Here is a 19,511-nt window from a genome sequence, read left to right as displayed (position 1 = left end):
GCTATCCACGGTTGGGGCGGGCGCAGACGATCACGGATTGAATCTTAGGGAGAGATACGGTGCAAGAGCGCCCCATTCTGGTTCTCGATGAAGGAACGACCTCGACCAGAGCCATATTGTACTCTGCCGAGGGCAGCATTCTGGGCGTGTCCCAGTCGGAACTGACGCAGCATTATCCTGCGCCCGGCTACGTTGAGCACGATGCGGACGAAATCTGGGAAAAGACGCTCACCTGCGCGCGGGAAATGGTCGCGAGGGCAGGCGGCGCGGATCGCATCTCTGCCATCGGCATTACCAACCAGCGCGAAACCGTTGTTGCCTGGGACCGCCAGAGCGGCAAGCCGATCACCCCCGCCATCGTCTGGCAGGACCGCCGCACAGCGGACCGCTGCCAGCAATTGCGGGAAGCGGGTCATGAACCGATGATCGGTGCGCGGACCGGCCTGATGCTCGATCCCTATTTTTCGGCAACGAAGATGAGCTGGGTTCTCGAAAACGTGCCGGCGGCGCGCGAGCTCGGGGACAGGCTGGCTTTCGGAACTGTCGAGAGTTGGCTGGTCTGGAAGCTCACCGCAGGGTTGCATATCACCGACGCCAGCAATGCCAGCCGGACGATGCTGATGCCGCTGGAAGGCGCGGGCTGGGATGACGAGCTGCTCGCGCTTCACGGCGTCCCGCGCGCCAGCCTGCCCGAGATCGTCGACAATGCCGGACAATTCGAGCGGACGAGCCCGGAACTGTTCGGTGGATCGATTGCCATATGCGGTCTGGCCGGAGATCAGCAGGCAGCAACGATCGGTCAGAATTGCCTCTCACCCGGAGACGTCAAGGCCACGCTGGGAACAGGTGCTTTCGTCCTGGCGAACACGGGAACCTCGCCGAGGTTGTCGAGTCACAGGCTGGTGAGCACCGTGCTGGCGCAGATCGGCGGAGAGCGCAGCTACGCGCTGGAAGGCTCCGTCTTCGTCGCCGGCAGCCTGGTCAAATGGCTGCGCGACGAACTGTGCATGGTCGGAACTGCCTGCGAAACCGAAAGTCTTGCCCGCTCGATTGCGGACAGCGGCGGCGTTTGCATTTTGCCGGCCCTGTCGGGCCTCGGCGCCCCGCACTGGCGTGCCGAAGCGCGCGGAGTCATTGCGGGACTGACCCATGGCACCGGGCGGGCACACATCGTTCGCGCTGCGCTGGAAGCCATGGCCCATCAGATGCATGATCTGAAAGTCGCCTTCGACGGTGACGGCGCGGCATGGCTCAACCTGCGTCTCGACGGCGGTATGAGTGCGAACGACTGGATCGCCCAGGACCTTGCCGATATCCTCGATCTGCAGGTCGAAAGGCCGCTCGATGTGGAGACAACTGCCCTCGGGGCGGCGATGTTGGCAAGCGTAGGTTGCGGTATCTTCGGATCGCTGGAAGAGGCCGCCATGATGCGTCCCGAGGTCATGGTCTTCAGGCCGGCCATGGACTCTGCGATGCGTCGCGCCCGCCTTGGCTTGTGGCACGACGTGCTGGCCTCCGAACTGGGGAAGGGCACCTGATCGGACGGGGCGTACTGCGGCGGTAGAATTGACATCGGCCCGGCAAGGGCCGAGTTTCTTCCCAGCGACATAAGTCGCCGGAATTGCGGGAGAGACGACATGACCCTGCAGGCCGAAGCGGCGCCTGACTTGGGTGCTGCGAAGATCGGCGCGATCGCGCACCTCTATCGCGGAGAGGTTTACCGTTCTGCGGTCTGGCGGACCCGGCTGGATACCACCACGAATTGGTCGGTGGTGACCTTGGGGATCGCCCTGTCCATCACCTTTGCATCCCCCGACGCTTCTCCCCTGCCGCTTTTGCTCGCAGGCATCCTTATCCTGTTTTTCCTGCTGCTCGAAGCGCGCCGCTATCGTTACTTCAATGTCTGGCGTGCCCGTTGCCGCTGGATGGAGACGCACTTCTTCGCCAGTTTTCTCAACGGCGATAATGGCCGGCACGAAGAAGAGTGGCAGCAGACGCTGGCCCGCGACTATCTGCGCCCGCGTTATCATATCCCGCTTCAGGTTGCGATTGGCAGGCGCATAAGGCGCAACTACTTCTGGATACTGCTTATCCAGACGACAGCCTTCGTCAGCAAGATCGTCGTCCATCCGACCCCGATCGAGCATGTGTCCCAGCTCGCACAGCGCTCTGCGATCGGTCCCGTTCCGGGCGAACTCGTGCTCGGGCTCGGTGCGCTCTATTGCCTTGCCTGGGGCTGTATCGCGATCTGGAGCTGGCGTGACGACAAGCGGCGCGCAGCCAACCGTGAAGACCATGTCGGCATGGGATGAAGCCGGATCGTCTAGCGGGCGTCTACCGCGAGACGACGACCGGTGACGAGCGTCTGGATGATGAAGAGGATCATCAGGATCGTTCCCACGGCGCCGACGAAGACGTCGAAGCCCGACGTGACGCCGAACATGCCCTTGCCGCTTCCCAGCACCATCATCATCAGCGTCAAGCCGATGAGCATGAAGCGCAGTTCGGTCGGTCCGGCGGAGAGATAGGAGAGCTTGAATTCGCCAATGACCCGGGCGGCGAGATAGGCGTGGATCGAGAGCAGGAGATAGCCTACCAGCGCCACGGTCGCGACGTTCATGTCGATGTACGGACTGGCGCCGAGACCCCACACGATCAACACCGTGGTCAGCCCGTCGCAGCTGTGATCGATGAAATAGCCATAGGCAGGTCGCTCGATCCTCCGGAAGCGGGCGAGGCTACCGTCCATCGAATCCCCGAACCATTGCACGACATAGCCGGCAATCGAAAGCCACAGCCAATGCGAAGCCAGGTTGCTGGCGGCATAGCCCGCGAAAGTCATGACCGCGCCGACAATGCCCAGGGCGGTCAGGATATCGGGCGTGATCCAGCCGGGCATGCGCGCGCACAGCCATTGCAGGATGCGCCGTTCCGAGCGCGCCAACAGGTTCTGCTGGATGCGCACCATCGGGCCGGCATGGGTATCGGGATTTGAACTCATTCGGGTTACTTTCGGGAGGGCTCGCGGCCGTTGCGACAGCGATCATGCGTCGGCCCGGCGGCTTTATTCGGGTGCGTAAGACGCTGCGCGGTCATCTGTAAAGGGATTTCGCGCCACGCCGCCGGCTCAGATGGACTGGGCGGCAAGCCGGCGCACCAGTTTGGTGACCATCAGTTGGCCGTGGGCCGAACTCATGGCTACCGAGAGCAACGTGCCCGGGAAGGCGGCATCATGCGCGCCAAGGAAATGGGAGGCAGGCCTTGCGCCGCCGAGCAGATGGAAGGCCACCCCATAGACTTCGCTGCGACGTTTCCATTGCTCCGAAGATCTGGGCAGGTTGGTCCACTGCCTGCCGCAGGACGCGGGCGCTTCGCGGAAAGTCCGGCAGGAGGTCACAAGTGCGCCTGGCCGTCGGGCCAGTTAGGATACTGCGTGGTCCCCAGCTCTTGCCGCAGTTTGCTGATCCGCCTTTCGTAGTGAGAGACGAGATCGAAACGCGATCCACAGTGCTGTGGCGCTTCGTCATCCGATTTGCGCATGAGTGCAATCTGGTGATGATACAGAAGCTGATTGAGGTCCAAGACTGCTCTCCTTGATGCGGGAGCGCGATGGTCTCTCAGTCACCGATGTGCGGAACGGGGCCGGCGATAAATCTACTGTAGTCCAAAACCGTCCCGATAGCTAGTGGAGCATAAAATTTCGCTGGCTTGAAATTTGCGAAAGAAAGCTCTATATGACTTTCGCTACGTCGCTCCATGGCGAGATGATTTCCAGCTTCGGCTGCAATCTCGATTTCCTCTACAGCTTCCTGGCAATCATTTCCCGGATTGCATTCGAGCATCGGGGCTGGGCAACGCTTTATCAGGATTTATTGAAGTGGCTAAAGAAGAATTACTTACAATGGAAGGTTCGGTCGAGGAAGTACTTCCCGATGGACGTTTCGCCGTACTGCTCGACAATGAGCATCGGATCATCGCCTACACGGCAGGCAAGATGCGCAAGTTCCGTATCCGTACGGTGGCCGGAGACCGCGTTCACGTGGAAATGACGCCTTACGATCTCAGCAAGGGACGTATCGTCTTCCGTGAGCGTTCTCCCGGGCAGCCGGGACCGGGCAAGGGGCGTGGCAATTTCAGAAGGTAACCAGAAAACAAAAAGGGGATGCGGCTTCGGCCGCTATCAGAGGAATTGATGATCAATACCATTTCGGACGCGTTTGGGCGTCCCCACAAGAAGAACGGCAGTGAAAGGCTGCCCTTTTCCATCAAGCATACGCTTGAGAAGACGCGCAGTTCACTTTCCGTGCAGGAGTTGAAACTCCTTGTCGCGGCCATGGTGGACTGACACGCGCTACAGGTCGGGCACTGCCCGGCCTTGTACTTCCATGAAATTCAGTTCGCTGCATCGCAGGACAGGCTAAGGGCCTGCTTCCTGCGTTGTCAGTTCGCGCTGGTCCTGGTTTCCCGCGTTGCCTGGTCGGATTGCGCGACTTCCAGGTTTTCCCGGGCTTCAAGCTGGGCGCGTTCCTTGGCGGAGCGTGTAGCCTCAAGCTTGCGGATCCGGTCGGACATGGCCTGCCAGGCGGCGGCCGAGCGCAGTTCGCGTTCGCGAACGTTGTCGAGGCTGGATTGGTCTGCGGCGAGGGTCGCAGCGCGAACGCGTTCGTCGCAGAAGGTGCGGGTTAGGCTCATATGAGGGTCTCTCCGCGAGATTTCACAGAAAACAAGCATGTCAGGGCTGTCCGGGGACAGCCCTGCACTTCGCGCGATCAGGCCTCGCGAAGGTTCGTTGCCGAAGCCTTGCCGTTGCGGCCGACTTCAACTTCGTAGGAAATGCGCTGGTTCTTTTCGAGCGTGTGCATGCCTGCTGCCTGAACCGCCGAGACGTGAACGAAGCTGTCATCGCCGCCGTTGTCCGGCGAAATGAAGCCGAAGCCCTTGTCGGTGTTGAAGAATTTTACGGTGCCGATAGGCATTGGTGTTTCCTTTCAAGAAACGATGTTCCCGGCGCACAACGCGTGCGACCGGATCACGTCAAACCGTCAGAGAAAGGGAAATCGTCTCAGATGGGAAAATTACCGAAGCAGAGGTCGGCTCAAAAACCAGAATTGTCGAAACCCGTCGCAAATTCGACGTGCCTTCTGGTAGCACGGAACGCTCAACAAGACTAGGAAATTCGCTGGTGAAAATCATCGGATTAAATTTCTATGATGGCGTTCCGGTCTCCTGACGATTTCAGAGTTTGACGCTTTTATTATATGATAATTTTCCGATCGGCGTCGTAGGAATAAATAATTCTTTTCCGGTCCTACAGCAACGGTGGGTTTTGCCTTGTCTCGGCAGCCGCGCTAGACTTCCGCCATGGCGGGATGCGGATGCGAACCTACTCCAGTTGAAACGCGGGCTCAGCAACGCGTGCTATGGTTGGCCCTAGCCCTCAATGCTGCGATGTTCGTGGCCGAAGTGGCCACTGGCCTGCTGATCGGCTCTACCGCCGTAGTGGCTGACGGTCTCGATATGCTTTCCGACGCGACTGTCTATGCGATTGCGCTGGCGGCAATCGGGCGCAGCCCTCATTTCAAGATCAATGCGGCAACGCTGAGCGGTATCCTGCTGCTAGCTCTCGGCTTCGGCCTGCTCTGGGAAGTCGCGCGCCGCTTCCATGCAGGCGCAGTGCCTGAAGGCCTTTGGATGATGGCTGTATCCCTGCCTGCGCTCGCTGTGAATGTGATTGTCCTGCGCCTGCTCTCCCATCAGCGAAACGGCGAGGTGCATCTGCGCGCCGCCTGGATTTTCACGAGGGCTGACGTCGTTGCCAACGTGGTCGTGATCCTCTCCGGCCTTGCCGTCCTGCTCACGGGAATTCGGTATTTCGACCTCGTCGTCGGCGCGGGGATAGGCCTCTACGTCATTCGTGAGGCGCTCGAAATCCTGAAGGACGCCCGGGCGGAGCGAACCTCTTCGACCTGAATGGCGCATTAGGGCACGGGACTTGCTCGATTTTGGATGAACGAACCCGCGTTCCGCGCATTTAACAATCCGGACAACGTGGAGTATGCCCTCCTCATGGAGCACCAGGCCCTTGTTTTTGCACTGATCGGCGTTCTCGGGATCGGGGCGCAGTGGATCGCGTGGCGCACGGGATGGCCGGCCATCGCGGTGATGCTTTTCGCCGGCGTCATCGCCGGCCCTGTCACCGGGCTAATATCACCCGAAGAGACCTTCGGGGAACTGCTTGAGCCGATGATTTCCGTGGCGGTTGCACTGATCCTGTTCGAGGGAGGCCTGAACCTCAATTTCCGGGAATTGCGCAAGACCGAGGGCGCGGTGACGCGTCTGGTCCTGATCGGCGTGCCGGTCGGCTGGGGCCTCGGCGCGATCGCCTGCTATTATCTTGCCGGACTGGTCTGGCCCGTGGCCATCCTGTTCGCCGGCATTCTCGTCGTGACGGGCCCCACCGTTGTCCTGCCGCTGCTGCGCCAGAGCAATGTTGCGCCGCGTCCGCGGGCCATCCTCAAGTGGGAAGCGATCGTCAACGATCCGATCGGGGCGCTGTGCGCAGTCATCACTTACGAGTACCTGCGGCGGGCGGAAGCCGGCGGGACACTGATCGCCGTTGTCATTTCGCTGCTGGCTGCTGCTGTCGTGGCTGGACTGATCGGCTATGCAGTGGCGCGACTGATCGCCTGGTCCTTCCCCCGCGGGCAAGTGCCCGAATACCTCAAGGCGCCAGTGCTGCTGGTGGCCGTGATCAGCACATTCGTGCTGTCGCACCTCATCCAGCAGGAGACCGGCCTGCTTGCAGTCACGGTCATGGGCGTTGCGATTGCGAACATGCGGCTCGACAGCCTGCGCGACATCCACCCCTTCAAGGAGAACGTCACGGTCCTGCTGATTTCCGGCGTTTTCGTGCTGCTTTCGGCATCGCTCGATCTGGAAGTGCTGCGCCAGTTCGAATGGCGCTTCATCGCCTTCCTCCTTGCTCTCCTGTTCATCGTCCGGCCACTGACCGTACTGTGCAGCCTGGCCTTCAGCCGCTTGCCGTGGAACGAGCGGCTGTTGCTGGCATGGATCGCTCCGCGCGGCGTAGTTGCCGTGGCCATCGCCGGCCTGTTCGCCCTGCGCCTCGGCAAGCTTGGCTACGCCGATGGCAGCATTCTGGTTGCCTTGTCCTTCGCGGTCGTCGTCGCGACGATCGTTGCTCACGGCTTCAGCGTCCGTCATGTCGCGCGCTGGTTGAAAGTGACGGGCGTGCAGCGCAAGGGCCTGTTAATCGTGGGCAGCACCTCGTGGAGCCTCGCCTTGGCCGAGCAGGTGCGTTCGCTCGAATTGCCGGTCACGATCTGCGATACCAGCTGGCAGCGCCTTTCCGCCGCCCGGCAGGCGGGCATTCCAACCTATCACGGCGAAATCCTGGCGGAATCTACCGAGGAACGGCTTGATCTTACGCAGTTTCAAGTCCTGGTCGCGATCTCGCAGAACGAGGCCTACAACGCTTTGGTATGCAATGAATTCGCGCCCGACTTTGGTCGCGATTCCGTCTATCAGCTGGGCGGGATGGGCGATGACGAAGATCACCGCAGTCTTCCCGAGGCGTTGCAGGGCCGCGCGATGTTCGCGTCAGGGCTCGGCGTGGAGGACATTATCGCGCGCGAACAGGCGGGCTGGACTTTTCGCAAGACCAAGATCAGCGATCAGTTCGATTTTTCGGACGCGAGGGCGGAACTTCCGGAAGGAGGGGACATGCTGTTCCTTTACCGCAAGGATGGGAAGATCCGCTTTTTCACCCACGCGTCGCGCCCGGCGGCCGAACCCGGGGACGTGATCGTCTCCTACGCACCATCGCGCCGTCCGGAGGCGCAATCCACCGGACAGACAACACGGACAGAGGAGGCAAGCGCATGATGCTATCCCGTGACAGGGGCTGCGGGCACGCTCTGATTTTCCCTGTGGCTCTGGTCCTGTCGCTTTCGGCCTGCGGCGGTTCCGGCCAGCCTGGCATGCCTGAAGAGAAAAGTTCCGCAGCGAACGAGGCGACTGGCACTGCGGTGCAGGACGCTTCCCCCGTCGTGAACGTCACCCCCAAGAAATCGATCCTTCGTCCCGATGTCGGGCCCTTGCCTGATACCGCGCCTTCGCTGCAGCCGGTGACGGTTGCGGTTCGCTTTCCCGATAAGGGGAAGGAGCCGGACGAGGCCGGACTTGCCGCCATCGATGCGCTGCTCGACAATCCGACGTTCAGGGCGGGCGGTGTCGTGACGATCTGGGGCCATACCGATTCCCGGGGCAGCGACGAGGCCAATCTGGCCGCTTCGAAAAAGCGGGCTGAGGCTGTGCGCGATTACCTTGAGAGCAAGGGCGTGGATGGTGAGCGACTTATGGTAATCGCTCTTGGGGAAAGCCGGCCGATTGCGCCAAATCGCAAGCTTGACGGTTCCGATGATCCCGAGGGCCGCGCGCGCAACCGGAGGGTGGAGATCCGCGTGGAGCCTCCCGTCAAGGATGCCGCGGCAGGCCCGGACGAGACTGCGACCGGAAGTCTCGAGCCATCGTCCGAATAATCCGCCCGGCTTGGCGCCAGTTGCATGTCATTACCTCATCGAAGCCCTTCGCGGATGCCCCAAACGCTGCCTGTCCAGGCAACCTGGCCGGGATCGACAGTTAACGGCGATGCCGATCCGACATCTGCGAAGTTGGCATCTCGGGCGCAGTTTGTCCGTGAACTTCAGGAAATAAATAATGTAATCAGTGATATCTTCACGGTTTCAAAATTGTAATCGTAGCATTTACCAAAGTTTATTTACCTAAAGAAGACACTCGCAGGACAAGAACTCGAGGTGTCTGCTCATGATGCGTAGGTTCAATTCCGGATATGGCGTGGTCCCTGTCCTCCTGCTCGCCGCTTTGTCCCCTGTCCACATCGCTCATGCCCAAACCGTTACCGGTACGATCGATGCCTCGATAACCCTTGTCGCAGCCTGCGAAGTCAATGGTGACACAGCGACTAGCAATGTCGACTTCGGATCGCTCGATTTCGGGTCGGTCAGTACCTTTTTTACATCCTCCGACGCCCAGGTCGACGGCAATGGGTCCGGAAACATCTCGGTACAGTGCTCGCCCGGTTCCGATGCCACGATCACTATCGACAGCGGCGCCAACGACGCTGCGGTGGCCGGCGGCGGCAGGGCTCTCGCCAATGGCTCGGTCTACATACCTTACGACATCTATTCCGATGCCGGATTCAGTACTGTCCTCAACAATGGATCGACGCTGTCCGTGACCGGTGACGGCACCGAACAGACGGTGCCGATCTATGGCCGGGCTGTGGGTGTCGCGGGTCTTTCGCCAGGGACCTACACCGATACGATATCGGTAACGCTGACCTTCTGAGGGCGGGGAGCGGAGCATGGGATCTCAATTGCGCCGCGCAGCAAGAATGGGAGCGGGACTGGCCGCCGCGTTGTCCAACCCGGCCATGGCGGATACCACCACGAGCTTCCAGGTCTCGGCGACGGTCGTTTCGGGATGCGAGATCAACGGCTCGCTTGCCTCTGGCGGTGAAGCGCTGGGGCGATACGGTCTGCTCGATTTCGGAAGCCATTCGTCGCTGTCCCGCGATACCGTATCCACGGCCATTGCCGCGGATGCCGGGCTGACGTTGAGCTGCACGCCCGGTGTTGCCCTGTCGATGGCGCTGGGTGCGGGCCAGCACGGTTCTGCCGTGCGCAACATGCAGGCAGCCGGGAGCGGCGCTCTGCTCCCCTACCGGCTTTACCGGGACGCCGGCTTCTCGAACGAGATGCAGATCGACCAAGCCTATGCGGTCACTTTCGCCGATCCGGAAGCAATTGCCCTGCCCATCTATGGCAGAGCGGTGTTGAGCGGTGACAAACCGCCGGACACCTATTCCGACACCATCGTCCTGACGCTGAGCTGGTGAAGGCCATGGGAGAGGCAAGATCACCGGAAGATGTTACGGCTTTGCTCATCGCAGTTGTCCTTGCAGTTCTGCCGCTGAGGGCACTGGCTGCGACCGTCCTGATCTGGCCGATCGACCCGGTTATCGTTGAGGGACGCGCAGGAACCGAGCTCTGGCTGGAAAATCGAGGAGCAGCCGACGTCGTCCTGCAGATTCGCGTCATGCATTGGACGCAGGAAGCGCGAAGCGATGTCCATTCCGAACAGGATGAGGTCCTCGCAAGCCCACCGATGGTCAAAGTCGGACCGGGCGTGCGCCAACTCGTCCGCCTCGTGCTGGGTGAGCCGCTGCCGCGGGACAGGGAAGCGGCATACCGGGTCATCGTCGACGAAATCCCGGCCGTCACCGACCGGCCCGAACAGACGCGGACCGCCACCGCGCTGCGCTTTCGCATGCGCTATTCGATTCCGCTTTTCGTGGCCCTCGATCAGAACAAGAACAAACGGGACTCTGCGGCGCCGCAACTGAGTTGCAAGCTGGTAGATCGGGGGCGGACCGTGCGGTTGATCAATGCCGGGCCGGTGCACGCCAGGCTGGCGGATGTGGACCTAGATACAGGTAAAAGTACCGTGTCGATCGGGCCCGGGCTTCTCGGTTATGTGCTGGCGGGCAGCACTATGGAATGGGCTGTTCCGGGCAACCCGGTCACTTCTGGGACATTGCGCGCCAAGGTCAACGGCCATGCGAAGCAGGTGGCGCTCGGTGCCTGCATGCCGAACTAGATGGCGGGCGCCGGACTTCCTGTTGGCGCTGGTCGGGGGGCTTGCCCTATTCGCTCCGACGTTGGCCCTTGCCGATGATGCGCCGACGCAGATGACGCGAGTTGCGGACACTCCTTCGGCCGTGCAACTGCGGCTCGAACTGGTGGTGAATGGCAGGACTGCCGGCCGCCTGATCCCCGTCAGCTTGCAGGATGGACGCCTTTCGGTAGAAGCGCAGGTCCTGCGCGAGGCGGGCATCGACCGCGATTGGCCTGCCGACTTCATGGTCGATCTTTCGACCGAGGCGGGAGTGGCAGCCGATTATTCCGAAGCGGATCAGAGGCTTTTGTTGACGGTGCCGCCGCAGTGGCTCGAGGGCAGCCGTGTGGGCATCGCTTCCAAGAGGGATCGGATCGTTCCGAAGAGCGATTTCGGCGCCCTGATCAATTACGATCTCTACGTCGCGCACTCGGGGCAGGAAACCCATGGCTCGCTGTGGAGCGAGCAACGCCTCTTCGGGGGGCTTGGCAGTCTCAGCAATAGTGGCAGCTTGCGGTTCGATACGTTCGACGGGACAAGGCGCTATCTGCGCTATGAGACCCGCTGGACCTACGTCGACGACGAGGCGATCCGAACCTATGAAGCGGGGGACCTGGTTACCCGTACGCTGCCATGGACAAACCCTGTGAGGATGGCAGGTGCGCAGGTCTCTCGCGATTTCAGCGTAAGGCCTGACGTCGTGACTTATCCCTTGCCCGGTTTCGCGGGTATGGCGGCAGTACCGAGTGCGCTTGAGTTGTTCGTCAATGGCTACCGCGCAGCGGCGACAACGGTGCAGCCGGGTCCCTTTGTGGTGGACGAACTGCCTTACGTGAACGGCGCAGGTGAAGCGACGGTCGTTACCACCGATGCGCAAGGCAGGCAGGTGCAAACCTCTGCGGCCTTCTACGTCGCCAATAGCCTGCTGCGGCCAGGCCTGGCCGACTATGCGCTGTCTGTCGGGAAGCTGCGGCGGGACTTTGGAACGAGCAGCACATCATACGGTAAATGGGCTGCGTCGGCGTCCGGGCGTTTCGGCCTTACGCGATTTCTGACGCTGGAGGCGTCGGCAGAGGCTGCTGGCGACCACCGGTTGGTCGGCGTGGGCGGCGTGCTGCAACTCGGCAGTCTGGGTGTCGTCGATCTGTCGGCCAGTGCCAGCCGCCAATTCGGGCGGAGCGGCAATCAGGTCGCGCTGGGCTACCAATACACCGGTCGTGGCTTCAACCTGATGGCAAGGGCGGTGCGGCGCAGTCCGGAATATGCCGAGTTGTCCAGCTATGCGACCAAGCACTATCGATTGCCGTCCCGCCAGTGGCAGGCGCAGGCGAACGTCGTTCTCGGCAGGGGACTGGGCAACCTGGCCGCCAGCTTTGTGGAGACACGACAGGGAGATCGGCGCTTTCGGCTCGCGAACCTTTCCTATTACCAAACGCTTTGGGGCAGGAGCAGCCTGCACCTGTCTGCAGTGCGCGACATTGAGCGTGAGACGACCAGCGCGATGGCGCAGTGGGTGGTCCCGCTGGGACGGCAGGGAAGCGCAGTCGCCGGGATCGAGAGAACGCAGCGGGGCAATGCGCGCGCCGTTGTCGATTACGGCAGGGCGGTGCCAAGCGAAGGCGGGCTGGGCTGGTCTGTTGGTGCCTCCCATGCAAGCGGCGATCGCGATCGCTATCGCGGGGATCTCACCTGGCGCAATAGTGCCCTGCAACTCCAGGCTGGGGTATTCGGCGCGGGGCCGCATACGACCACCTGGGGCGAACTTTCCGGGGCGCTGGTCATCATGGACGGTAGCGTCTTCGTGGCCAATCGCATCAATGACGCCTTTGCCCTCGTATCCACCGATGGCGTGGCGGGCGTACCCGTCCAATATGAAAACCAGAAGGCCGGCGTGACCGACGCCAAGGGTCACCTGCTGGTCGCGCGCGTGCCGTCTTATTATGCGGCGAGTTTCGCCATCGATACGCGCGATCTGCCGGCAGACGTGCAAGTGCCGGTTACGCGCCAGCGTTCTGCGGTGAAAAACGGTAGCGGCCGCCTCCTGCGCTTCCCGGTTTCGAGGAGCAGGGCAGCCCATGTTCTTCTGGTCGGTCCGAACGGCAAGGCGTTGCCGGCAGGCTCGAAGGTCATCGCGGCAACCGGCGAGGAAACCTGGGTCGGCCTCGATGGCCGCGCCTACCTTCAGAACTTGCAGGACGACAATCGGCTTACTGTCACGCAAGCGGATGGCAATCGCTGCCTGGCTGCGTTTGATTACCCTGCCCGGGGCCCCGGAGTGGGACGCGTCGGGCCGTTGCCATGTCGGTAAACGCCTTGCGTCTTACCATGCGGACCGCCCTTGTGCTGCTTGCGATGCTGTATTGGGTTGCCGTTCCCGACGCTGCGCGCGCTGCCTGCTCGGCGACCTCGGGATCGGTCAACCTTGGCAGCGCCAGTTCCTTCACTGTCGCGTCCGCAGCACAGACGGCAGGCGGAGCGACCGGATTTTCGTGCACCGGCAGCCTCCTGTCGATTGTCTCGACCAATACGATTACCGCCACGATCGCCAGCGCGACCAACAGTCAGGGGACGCAGCCTCGGCTCCGCGATGCGACGACCGGCGATTCCATTCGCTATGATATCTGCAAGGATTCCTCCTGCAGTGCGACTTACGCCGTAGGCAGCACGATTACATGGAGCAGCACGACATTCCTGGGCATTCTTGGTCTGTTTAATGCGACCGGCGGCACCCTGCCGATCTACATACGCACGCAGGCCGGAACCCAGGTGGCTGCAGGGACCTATACCAGCACGATTGCCCTAGACTGGACATGGCACCTGTGCTCGGCCGGTGCAGTCACGCTTTGCATTTACGACGATGGAGCGACTTCCAGCACGCTCACGGTGACTATGACCGTCAGCGCAGATTGCGTCCTGTCCGCGCCCACCGCCGACTTCGGAAGTGCGGCCTTTGTCGGCAGCTTCGATCCGGTTGCCCAGACAATTACGATCCGCTGTACCAAAGATGCATCCTATACGGTGGGCATCGACGATGGGCAGAACTACTCAGGCACCCGGCGTCTTGCAAATGCCGGTAGCTACATCGCCTACGAGATCTACTATCCGCAAGGTTCAACCAGTCGTTGGGGCCACCTGGGAACGGAACGCCGCAGCAGCGGGGAGGCAACGACCAATGCCGGGACCTATACAGGAGCCACGGATCAGACCTATACCTACCGTGCGGAAATCCTGAGCGGCCAGTCGACGCCGCCGCCCGGCACCTACACCGACACCTTGACGGTCGATGTCGAGTTCTAGGCGGTTTCGGTCAGTTTGACGAACAAGCAGGTATTGCCTGCCACTGATAGGCCTCGACTGTTTCGCCGCGCGGCTTGTAGGTAACTTCGAATTGCCTGCCGTCCCGTTCGATCTGCAGGGTCAAAATCGCATTCTGGTTCGCCTGCATGGCGTCTTGCGGAAAGCGATTGAGTATCCGGTCGCCATTGCGCAGCCCTGCTGCCTCGGCAGCCGAGCCCGTCTTCAGGCCAGTGACGATGCGTTCCGAAGTCGACAGGACCAACGGATCGAACCCGAGATCGAACCGGCGCAGGGGCTTCGTCACGCGCTCGAAGCAGGGGCCGAAGGCGTCGGAGGGCGGCAATATTGTTGCTCCGCCCAACATCGCGTCGAACTGCGACAGACCTTTCGCGCCAAGTTCCCTGGCCAGCAACTTTTTCCATAGGGCCAGATCCATGGGGCGACCGGCGCGGCGCTCGGCCAGCATCTCGCGGACCATGTCGTCCAGTGAACGATCTCCGCGCGATGCAGCTTTGATCTGCGCATCGACAGTGGCGAAGTAGAGAGACCCGCGATCATAGGGCAGCACGCGTATGCGTGTGTCCTTCCAGAAACCGGCGGGGATATCGTCGTTGGGTGTGCCGATCATGGCATTGGTGTAGTATCTCCCCGCCGTGGAATTGAGGTCGTCGAGGAAAGCCTGCCTGCTGATCAGGCCGGCGCGGTAAGGCAGCAAGCGCTGGTAATGGACGGCGAGGCCTTCGCCGAACCAGGAGAGTCCGAGGCCGCGGGGAGCGTCCATCGAATTGCTGAGGGAGTTGATCCACGAATGGACCATCTCGTGAGCGAGCAGGCTTTCGAGATCCTCCAGCGTCGTTTTTTCGCTGAACGTGAAGGCAAAGCTGTCGGTCAGCCCGATGCCGCTGCCGGGGTTCAGGTGGTTGGTCCGCGCGAAAACGCCGAAACTGGCAGGCTGCTGATCGAAAAACTTCGCGTAGAACTTCTGCAGGCGGGCCGCCCAGTCCATCAGCTGAGTGCCATCGAAGCTGAATTGTCCCTGCCATGTGCCGAAGAAAGCGTCGCGGGCGAACGTTCCGACTTTGCCGGCCATGTAGTAGCTTGATGCGACCTGTTCGGTACGCAGTGGCCTACTCGAATGACTGTCTCCGGGGCCGAGGCTGGACACGCCCTTGGCCACCGAACCTGCGCGAGAGAGGTTCCAGTGGACGGACACATTCCGTGCTATGTTATCGGCCGGAAGGATCAGGAAGGCATTGCCTGCACCAGAGAGGCCCCCGTCGCTGGCGCGAAGTTCGTATTGGGGACGCGCCAGTTCCGGCTGCCCAGGATCGATGGTGACCCGATAGGCGACGGTTACAGGCCCTGCAATCGCGCGCTGCGCCGTCCATATGCGCTGCGTATTGTCGTCATCGGACTTGCTGTCCTGTACGCCAACGGGGATCGGGCCGCGGGTGTCACTGAAGGCCAGCCCTGCCATGGCGTTGGCTGATGTCTCCACCGTGTTCGCGCTCACTGCCATGCTTGCCAGCGCAGCATCTTCTTGCGGATGTTCGAAGCGGATGGCGACGTCGAGCCGGGTAAGCGCGCCTCCCTCCCCCGCGACCGGGGTAAGCCAGATCGAGAGATCTGTCGCTTGCTCGGCGCGGGCTGCAAAAGCGGGCATCGCGGTCAGCAGCGTTGCGGTGAACGTGGTAAGGCCGAAGCTAAACTGTTTCATGAAAGCAGGCTATCAGGCACAGCGGCCAACAGTCTGTGCAATCTTTGCCGTAATTCGCTACGCTTGTGCATCAATTATGCGCAGATCAAGCGGGTAGCGAGGGCAAGGGCAGGCGGTGGGTACACTTGAGTTCGGACAGCGTCGCCGTTGAGCGTACGTCCTCCACACCTGGCAAGCGAAGCAGCGTGCGGAAGGTGAAATTCTGGTACCATCCGATATTGGGTGCGAGAACCTTGAGCATGACGTCGAGTTCGCCGAACAGGGTGTAGGCTTCGAGAATTTCCGGGATCGCCTCGATGGCATGGACGAAGCGGTCGCGTTCCTCGTCCGAAAGCCGGGACATCTTGAGCTGGGCGAAGATGAACATGCTTTCGCCGAACTTCTCGCGATCGAGAATTGCGACGGTGTGCCGGACGTAGCCTTCCTCCTTCAGACGCTGCATGCGTCGCCAGCACGGCGACTGGGACAGGCCGACGCGATCGGCGATTTCGCTCGATGATTCCGATGCGTCGATCTGCAGGCGATCGAGGATTTTCATGTCGAGCCGGTCCAATTCGCCTGGCAAAATTATGCTCCCTAATGGTCCTTGTTGGCTTGAACATGCCACGGACCGGGCCGGCAGCGCAACAAAGCGTGAAATATTCCCGTGACAGACGCTATCACTGATGCTCGGAGACGAAACTTTGAAGATCGGAAGGGTGGCCGGATTATGAAACGCAGTGAACTGGCGGTCTTCGATGTCGAAGACGTGCGCGCCCTGCTCGATTATCCTTCGTGCATCGGCGTCGTGCGCGAGGCCATGAAGGCTCTTTCGCGTGGAGCAACCCGGCAACTGCTGCGGACGATGATCCACATGGGCGAAGGACGAACCTTTGCACAGATGCCCGGTGCCCTGGCGGATGACGGCATGTTCGGGGCCAAAATGATCAGCGTCTTCGCCGAGACGGACAATCCCGGCGTGCGCCGCCATCGTGGCCTCGTGACCATGTTCGAGCCGGTCGAGGGCAAGCCCGTCTGCGTTGCCGATGCTGAAGAGATAACGCACATCCGCACTGCGGCGGCGACGGCGGTGGCGACCGAAGCTCTGGCCCGAAGCAATTCCAAGGTTCTGTTGTTGATGGGAACCGGCGGGCAGGTTCATTCCCACCTCCATGCGATGCCGCTTGTGCGTGACTTCGAGCGCATCCTCATCTGGGGACGCGACGAGACGAAGGTGCACGCCGTGATCGATGACTGGTCCTCCAGTCTGCCGGTGGAGCCGGCAGGCGCTGTCGAGGCCGCCGTGGGCGAGGCGGACGTGATCTGTACGTTGACCGGCGCGCGAACGCCGATCCTGCTGGGTGAGTGGCTGCAGCCCGGAACCCACGTCAACATCGTGGGATCCAGCGGACCGGGCCCGGTCGAAGTGGACAGCGCGCTGGTTGCGGCTTCGCGCTTCATTGCCGACAGCCGGGCGTCCGCCCTCGATGCTGCCGCGGAGTTTCTCGAAGCCAAGGCTGCCGGCGTGGTCGGGGACGAGCACATCGTCGCGGAGATCGGCGAAGTCCTCCTTGGCCTCGTCCCGGGGCGTCGCAACGATCGGGAGATCACGGCCTACAAGTCGCTCGGCCATGCAGTTCAGGATCTCGCGGCCGCAGCCCACATCTATACGTCTTACGCAAAACGGAACCAGATCTGATGAAATTCAACCGTCCTGCCGCCCTGCGCCTGCTTGCCAGTTCCGTCATCGCCCTGAGTGCCAGTGCCCTCCACGCCGAGGAGCAGCGCTTCGCCGTCATCGACAACGGCGAAAATGTCGGGCACGTCTTTGCCGACATCGATGGCAAGACGATCGCCATCGACCACGACGTCAAAAGCAATGGGCGCGGGCCCACCATGCACGAGACGATCGTCCTCGACGACAACGGATTGCCGCAAGGCTGGACGCTTCAGGGGACTTCGCTATTCGGCAACAAGGTCGACGAGCAGTTCGTGGCGAAGGGCAAGCTGCTGACCTGGACGGATACGACCGGCAAGGGTTCGATGCAGGTCAAGGAGCCGACACTATACGTAGCACAGGAAGGCAGTCCGTTCTCGCTGGGGATATATGCCCGCGCGCTGCTGGCTGATGCGGACCATTCCTTACCGGCGGCGCCGGGGGGAGGGCTGTCACTTGAGCAAGAAGCGCCCGTCACCCTGGGAGGTACGAGCTATCGTTCCTACCTGATCAAGGGCATCGGGCTGACGCCGAGCGCGATCCTTCTTGACGATCAGGATCGATTGATCGCTGCCTATTCGCCAACGCATGTCACCGTGCGGGAGAACCTTGCGTCATTCGCGCAGGAACTCGGCACTATCGCGGCTACGCGGTCGGCCCGGCGGTATGCGGCGATCCAGCAGAAGGTAGCCCATAATTACGAGATGCCGATCCGCATCCGTAACGTGCGGGTTTTCGATCCGGCGAGCGGCAAGCTGGGTGATCCGGTTTCGGTGGTCGTATTCAAGGACCGCATCGCTTCGGTCGAGCCACTGGATAGCCCGCCGTCGCCCGAAGAAGCGCTGGTGGAGGGCGAAGGCCGTACCATCATTCCCGGCCTGCATGACATGCACGCGCACGTGTCGCTGCAGTCAGCCCTGCTTTATATTGCCTCGGGTGTGACTTCAGTGCGCGACATGGGCAATGAAAATGGCTTTCTGCTCGATCTGACAAGCCGCATCGACAAGGGCGAAGTGGCTGGGCCGCACATCATTCGCAACGGCTTTCTGGAAGGGCGCAGCCCCTATTCCTCACGCAACGGCTTTATCGCCGACAACGAGGCCGAGGCGTTGGACGCCGTGCGCTGGTACGGGGCTCGCGGCTACTGGCAGATCAAGATCTACAACAGCTTTCATCCCGAATGGGTGCCGGCGGTTGTGAAAGAGGCCAAAAAGCTGGGACTGGGTGTCACCGGGCATATTCCCGCATTCACCAACGCCGATGCTATGATCGCGGCTGGCTATGACGAGGTGACCCACATCAACCAGCTGATGCTCGGCTGGGTGCTCAAGCCCGAAGAGGACACGCGCACGCCCCTGCGTCTCACTGCCATGCGCCGGACTGCGGGTCTCGACCTCAATTCGCCGCGGGTGACGCGGACACTGGACGCTATGCAGGCCAAGCACATCGCGCTTGATCCGACAGCGGTGACGCTGGAATTGCTCATGCGGGCGCGTAACGGCAAGATCAATCCGTCCGTCGCAGGCTATTTCGATCACCTTCCGGTCGGTGTGCAGCGCAATCGCCGGCAGGGCATCGCGCCGATCCATACGCCGCAGGATGCGGCCGACTATGACGGAGCTTTCGCCACGATCAAGGCACTCCTGCTCGACTTGTACAAGCGGGGAATCACGTTGCTTCCTGGGACCGACGACGCGACAGGCCTTTCAGTGCACCGCGAGCTTCAGATCTATGCCGAGGCGGGTATTGCGCCTGCCGATGTTCTGCGCATCGGGACGCTGGGCGCGGATCGGTACCTGCACCGCGATCAGTCCTTCGGTTCGGTAGAAAAGGGAAAGTACGCCGACTTCGTTCTGCTCGACGGCAATCCGCTTGCCGACATGAGCGCATTGCATCGCATGGCGATGGTGGTGAAGGGCGGAACGATCTACTATCCATCAGAGATCTGGAGTGAAGTCGGCGTTACGCCCTTCGCCGCGCCGCCGAAGATCGTGGTGCCACAGATCGCACCCAAGCCAGTGGCCCTGATTCACGGACAGGGCGCCGAAGCGCATGAGGACTTCGCGTTCTGAGAAGGAGAGG

The 19,511-nt window shown here is 61.5% G+C and carries 22 protein-coding genes; 14 read left to right on the top strand and 8 right to left on the bottom strand.

The window, feature by feature from the left end:
* Positions 1–59 precede the first annotated feature (59 nt).
* Together J3474_RS11230 and J3474_RS11225 are read left to right on the top strand one after the other, a co-directional pair.
* Positions 60–1,538 (top strand): glycerol kinase, encoded by a 1,479-nt coding sequence (locus tag J3474_RS11230; RefSeq protein ID WP_207094234.1) that lies wholly within the window; start codon positions 60–62, stop codon positions 1,536–1,538.
* A 99-nt stretch (positions 1,539–1,637) separates the two neighbouring features.
* Positions 1,638–2,312, top strand: a complete 675-nt coding sequence (locus J3474_RS11225) for a DUF2270 domain-containing protein (RefSeq protein ID WP_013837039.1) — start codon at positions 1,638–1,640, stop codon at positions 2,310–2,312.
* A gap of 11 nt (positions 2,313–2,323) precedes the next feature.
* Here J3474_RS11225 and J3474_RS11220 read toward each other — a convergent pair whose 3' ends face one another.
* The 4 genes from J3474_RS11220 to J3474_RS11205 form a co-directional block, all read right to left on the bottom strand.
* On the bottom strand, positions 2,324–3,001 hold the full coding sequence (locus tag J3474_RS11220) for a CDP-alcohol phosphatidyltransferase family protein (RefSeq protein WP_041558413.1): 678 nt from the start codon (positions 2,999–3,001) through the stop codon (positions 2,324–2,326).
* Positions 3,002–3,127: 126 nt separating this feature from the next.
* The gene (locus tag J3474_RS11215) at positions 3,128–3,397 is read right to left on the bottom strand and encodes a hypothetical protein (protein WP_148274846.1); all 270 of its coding nucleotides are present in this window, start codon (positions 3,395–3,397) and stop codon (positions 3,128–3,130) included.
* A complete protein-coding gene (locus J3474_RS11210; RefSeq protein ID WP_083835163.1) occupies positions 3,394–3,582 on the bottom strand; it encodes a hypothetical protein in 189 nt (62 codons plus the stop codon). The genes J3474_RS11215 and J3474_RS11210 overlap by 4 nt, the downstream gene beginning before the upstream one ends.
* 35 nt (positions 3,583–3,617) lie before the next feature.
* A complete protein-coding gene (locus J3474_RS11205; protein WP_207094233.1) occupies positions 3,618–3,842 on the bottom strand; it encodes a hypothetical protein in 225 nt (74 codons plus the stop codon).
* 35 nt (positions 3,843–3,877) lie between these two features.
* Between J3474_RS11205 and infA the strand changes: the two genes are divergently transcribed.
* On the top strand, positions 3,878–4,144 hold the full coding sequence (gene infA / locus J3474_RS11200) for a translation initiation factor IF-1 (protein ID WP_013837041.1): 267 nt from the start codon (positions 3,878–3,880) through the stop codon (positions 4,142–4,144).
* A gap of 48 nt (positions 4,145–4,192) precedes the next feature.
* Positions 4,193–4,345, top strand: coding sequence for a hypothetical protein (locus J3474_RS11195; RefSeq protein ID WP_207094232.1), 153 nt, complete (start codon positions 4,193–4,195; stop codon positions 4,343–4,345).
* Between the two features lie 95 nt (positions 4,346–4,440).
* Here J3474_RS11195 and J3474_RS11190 read toward each other — a convergent pair whose 3' ends face one another.
* Together J3474_RS11190 and J3474_RS11185 are read right to left on the bottom strand one after the other, a co-directional pair.
* Positions 4,441–4,692 (bottom strand): hypothetical protein, encoded by a 252-nt coding sequence (locus tag J3474_RS11190; RefSeq protein WP_051009969.1) that lies wholly within the window; start codon positions 4,690–4,692, stop codon positions 4,441–4,443.
* A 77-nt stretch (positions 4,693–4,769) separates the two neighbouring features.
* Complete coding sequence (locus tag J3474_RS11185) at positions 4,770–4,976, bottom strand: cold-shock protein (RefSeq protein ID WP_007014604.1); 207 nt, start codon at positions 4,974–4,976, stop codon at positions 4,770–4,772.
* 385 nt (positions 4,977–5,361) lie between these two features.
* Here J3474_RS11185 and J3474_RS11180 point away from each other — a divergent pair, with 385 nt between their 5' ends.
* The 8 genes from J3474_RS11180 to J3474_RS11145 all read left to right on the top strand — a co-directional run bounded on the left by J3474_RS11180 (position 5,362) and on the right by J3474_RS11145 (position 14,016).
* Positions 5,362–5,970, top strand: coding sequence for a cation diffusion facilitator family transporter (locus J3474_RS11180; RefSeq protein ID WP_207094231.1), 609 nt, complete (start codon positions 5,362–5,364; stop codon positions 5,968–5,970).
* Positions 5,971–6,066: 96 nt separating this feature from the next.
* Entirely contained in the window at positions 6,067–7,905 is a 1,839-nt protein-coding gene (locus tag J3474_RS11175; protein WP_207094300.1) for a sodium:proton antiporter, read from the top strand.
* A complete protein-coding gene (locus tag J3474_RS11170; protein WP_242528360.1) occupies positions 7,902–8,561 on the top strand; it encodes an OmpA family protein in 660 nt (219 codons plus the stop codon). Before J3474_RS11175 ends, J3474_RS11170 begins: the two co-directional genes overlap by 4 nt.
* 286 nt (positions 8,562–8,847) lie before the next feature.
* The gene (locus J3474_RS11165; RefSeq protein WP_242528359.1) at positions 8,848–9,390 is read left to right on the top strand and encodes a spore coat U domain-containing protein; all 543 of its coding nucleotides are present in this window, start codon (positions 8,848–8,850) and stop codon (positions 9,388–9,390) included.
* 46 nt (positions 9,391–9,436) lie between these two features.
* The gene (locus J3474_RS11160; RefSeq protein ID WP_013837046.1) at positions 9,437–9,940 is read left to right on the top strand and encodes a spore coat U domain-containing protein; all 504 of its coding nucleotides are present in this window, start codon (positions 9,437–9,439) and stop codon (positions 9,938–9,940) included.
* A gap of 41 nt (positions 9,941–9,981) precedes the next feature.
* The gene (locus J3474_RS11155; protein ID WP_242528358.1) at positions 9,982–10,701 is read left to right on the top strand and encodes a molecular chaperone; all 720 of its coding nucleotides are present in this window, start codon (positions 9,982–9,984) and stop codon (positions 10,699–10,701) included.
* Between the two features lie 91 nt (positions 10,702–10,792).
* A complete protein-coding gene (locus J3474_RS11150) occupies positions 10,793–13,027 on the top strand; it encodes a fimbria/pilus outer membrane usher protein (RefSeq protein ID WP_242528357.1) in 2,235 nt (744 codons plus the stop codon).
* A 17-nt stretch (positions 13,028–13,044) separates the two neighbouring features.
* Positions 13,045–14,016, top strand: coding sequence for a spore coat U domain-containing protein (locus J3474_RS11145; RefSeq protein ID WP_242528356.1), 972 nt, complete (start codon positions 13,045–13,047; stop codon positions 14,014–14,016).
* A gap of 10 nt (positions 14,017–14,026) precedes the next feature.
* Here the strand turns inward: J3474_RS11145 and J3474_RS11140 are convergent, their stop codons facing one another.
* Positions 14,027–15,733 carry a peptidase M61 gene (locus J3474_RS11140; RefSeq protein WP_242528355.1) on the bottom strand — a complete coding sequence of 569 codons (1,707 nt, stop codon included), beginning with the start codon at positions 15,731–15,733 and terminating at the stop codon, positions 14,027–14,029.
* 85 nt (positions 15,734–15,818) lie between these two features.
* Positions 15,819–16,298 carry an Lrp/AsnC family transcriptional regulator gene (locus J3474_RS22715; RefSeq protein ID WP_232512287.1) on the bottom strand — a complete coding sequence of 160 codons (480 nt, stop codon included), beginning with the start codon at positions 16,296–16,298 and terminating at the stop codon, positions 15,819–15,821.
* A 144-nt stretch (positions 16,299–16,442) separates the two neighbouring features.
* On the opposite strand from J3474_RS22715, the gene J3474_RS11130 reads away from it, so the two are divergent.
* Both J3474_RS11130 and J3474_RS11125 read left to right on the top strand, forming a co-directional pair.
* Positions 16,443–17,411 carry an ornithine cyclodeaminase family protein gene (locus J3474_RS11130; protein ID WP_242528354.1) on the top strand — a complete coding sequence of 323 codons (969 nt, stop codon included), beginning with the start codon at positions 16,443–16,445 and terminating at the stop codon, positions 17,409–17,411.
* Positions 17,411–19,501: an amidohydrolase family protein gene (locus J3474_RS11125; protein WP_207094227.1), complete on the top strand. Its 2,091-nt coding sequence runs from the start codon at positions 17,411–17,413 to the stop codon at positions 19,499–19,501. Before J3474_RS11130 ends, J3474_RS11125 begins: the two co-directional genes overlap by 1 nt.
* Positions 19,502–19,511: the final 10 nt, after the last annotated feature.

The organism is Novosphingobium sp. PY1 (genome assembly GCF_017312445.1).
Lineage (GTDB): Bacteria > Pseudomonadota > Alphaproteobacteria > Sphingomonadales > Sphingomonadaceae > Novosphingobium.
Note: the sequence above shows the minus strand (reverse complement) of the source record. Positions and strands in the feature narration are given on the sequence as shown.

Excerpts from the sequence above, each read along its gene's own strand:
- J3474_RS11225 (WP_013837039.1), top strand. The coding sequence starts at position 1,638 with ATGACCCTGCAGGCCGAAGCGGCGCCTGACTTGGGTGCTGCGAAGATC.
- J3474_RS11220 (WP_041558413.1), bottom strand. The coding sequence starts at position 3,001 with ATGAGTTCAAATCCCGATACCCATGCCGGCCCGATGGTGCGCATCCAG.
- J3474_RS11205 (WP_207094233.1), bottom strand. The coding sequence starts at position 3,842 with ATGCTCGAATGCAATCCGGGAAATGATTGCCAGGAAGCTGTAGAGGAA.
- J3474_RS11195 (WP_207094232.1), top strand. The coding sequence starts at position 4,193 with ATGATCAATACCATTTCGGACGCGTTTGGGCGTCCCCACAAGAAGAAC.
- J3474_RS11190 (WP_051009969.1), bottom strand. The coding sequence starts at position 4,692 with ATGAGCCTAACCCGCACCTTCTGCGACGAACGCGTTCGCGCTGCGACC.
- J3474_RS11185 (WP_007014604.1), bottom strand. The coding sequence starts at position 4,976 with ATGCCTATCGGCACCGTAAAATTCTTCAACACCGACAAGGGCTTCGGC.
- J3474_RS11180 (WP_207094231.1), top strand. The coding sequence starts at position 5,362 with ATGGCGGGATGCGGATGCGAACCTACTCCAGTTGAAACGCGGGCTCAG.
- J3474_RS11175 (WP_207094300.1), top strand. The coding sequence starts at position 6,067 with ATGGAGCACCAGGCCCTTGTTTTTGCACTGATCGGCGTTCTCGGGATC.
- J3474_RS11170 (WP_242528360.1), top strand. The coding sequence starts at position 7,902 with ATGATGCTATCCCGTGACAGGGGCTGCGGGCACGCTCTGATTTTCCCT.
- J3474_RS11165 (WP_242528359.1), top strand. The coding sequence starts at position 8,848 with ATGATGCGTAGGTTCAATTCCGGATATGGCGTGGTCCCTGTCCTCCTG.
- J3474_RS11160 (WP_013837046.1), top strand. The coding sequence starts at position 9,437 with ATGGGAGCGGGACTGGCCGCCGCGTTGTCCAACCCGGCCATGGCGGAT.
- J3474_RS11150 (WP_242528357.1), top strand. The coding sequence starts at position 10,793 with ATGACGCGAGTTGCGGACACTCCTTCGGCCGTGCAACTGCGGCTCGAA.
- J3474_RS11145 (WP_242528356.1), top strand. The coding sequence starts at position 13,045 with ATGCGGACCGCCCTTGTGCTGCTTGCGATGCTGTATTGGGTTGCCGTT.
- J3474_RS11140 (WP_242528355.1), bottom strand. The coding sequence starts at position 15,733 with ATGAAACAGTTTAGCTTCGGCCTTACCACGTTCACCGCAACGCTGCTG.
- J3474_RS11130 (WP_242528354.1), top strand. The coding sequence starts at position 16,443 with ATGAAACGCAGTGAACTGGCGGTCTTCGATGTCGAAGACGTGCGCGCC.
- J3474_RS11125 (WP_207094227.1), top strand. The coding sequence starts at position 17,411 with ATGAAATTCAACCGTCCTGCCGCCCTGCGCCTGCTTGCCAGTTCCGTC.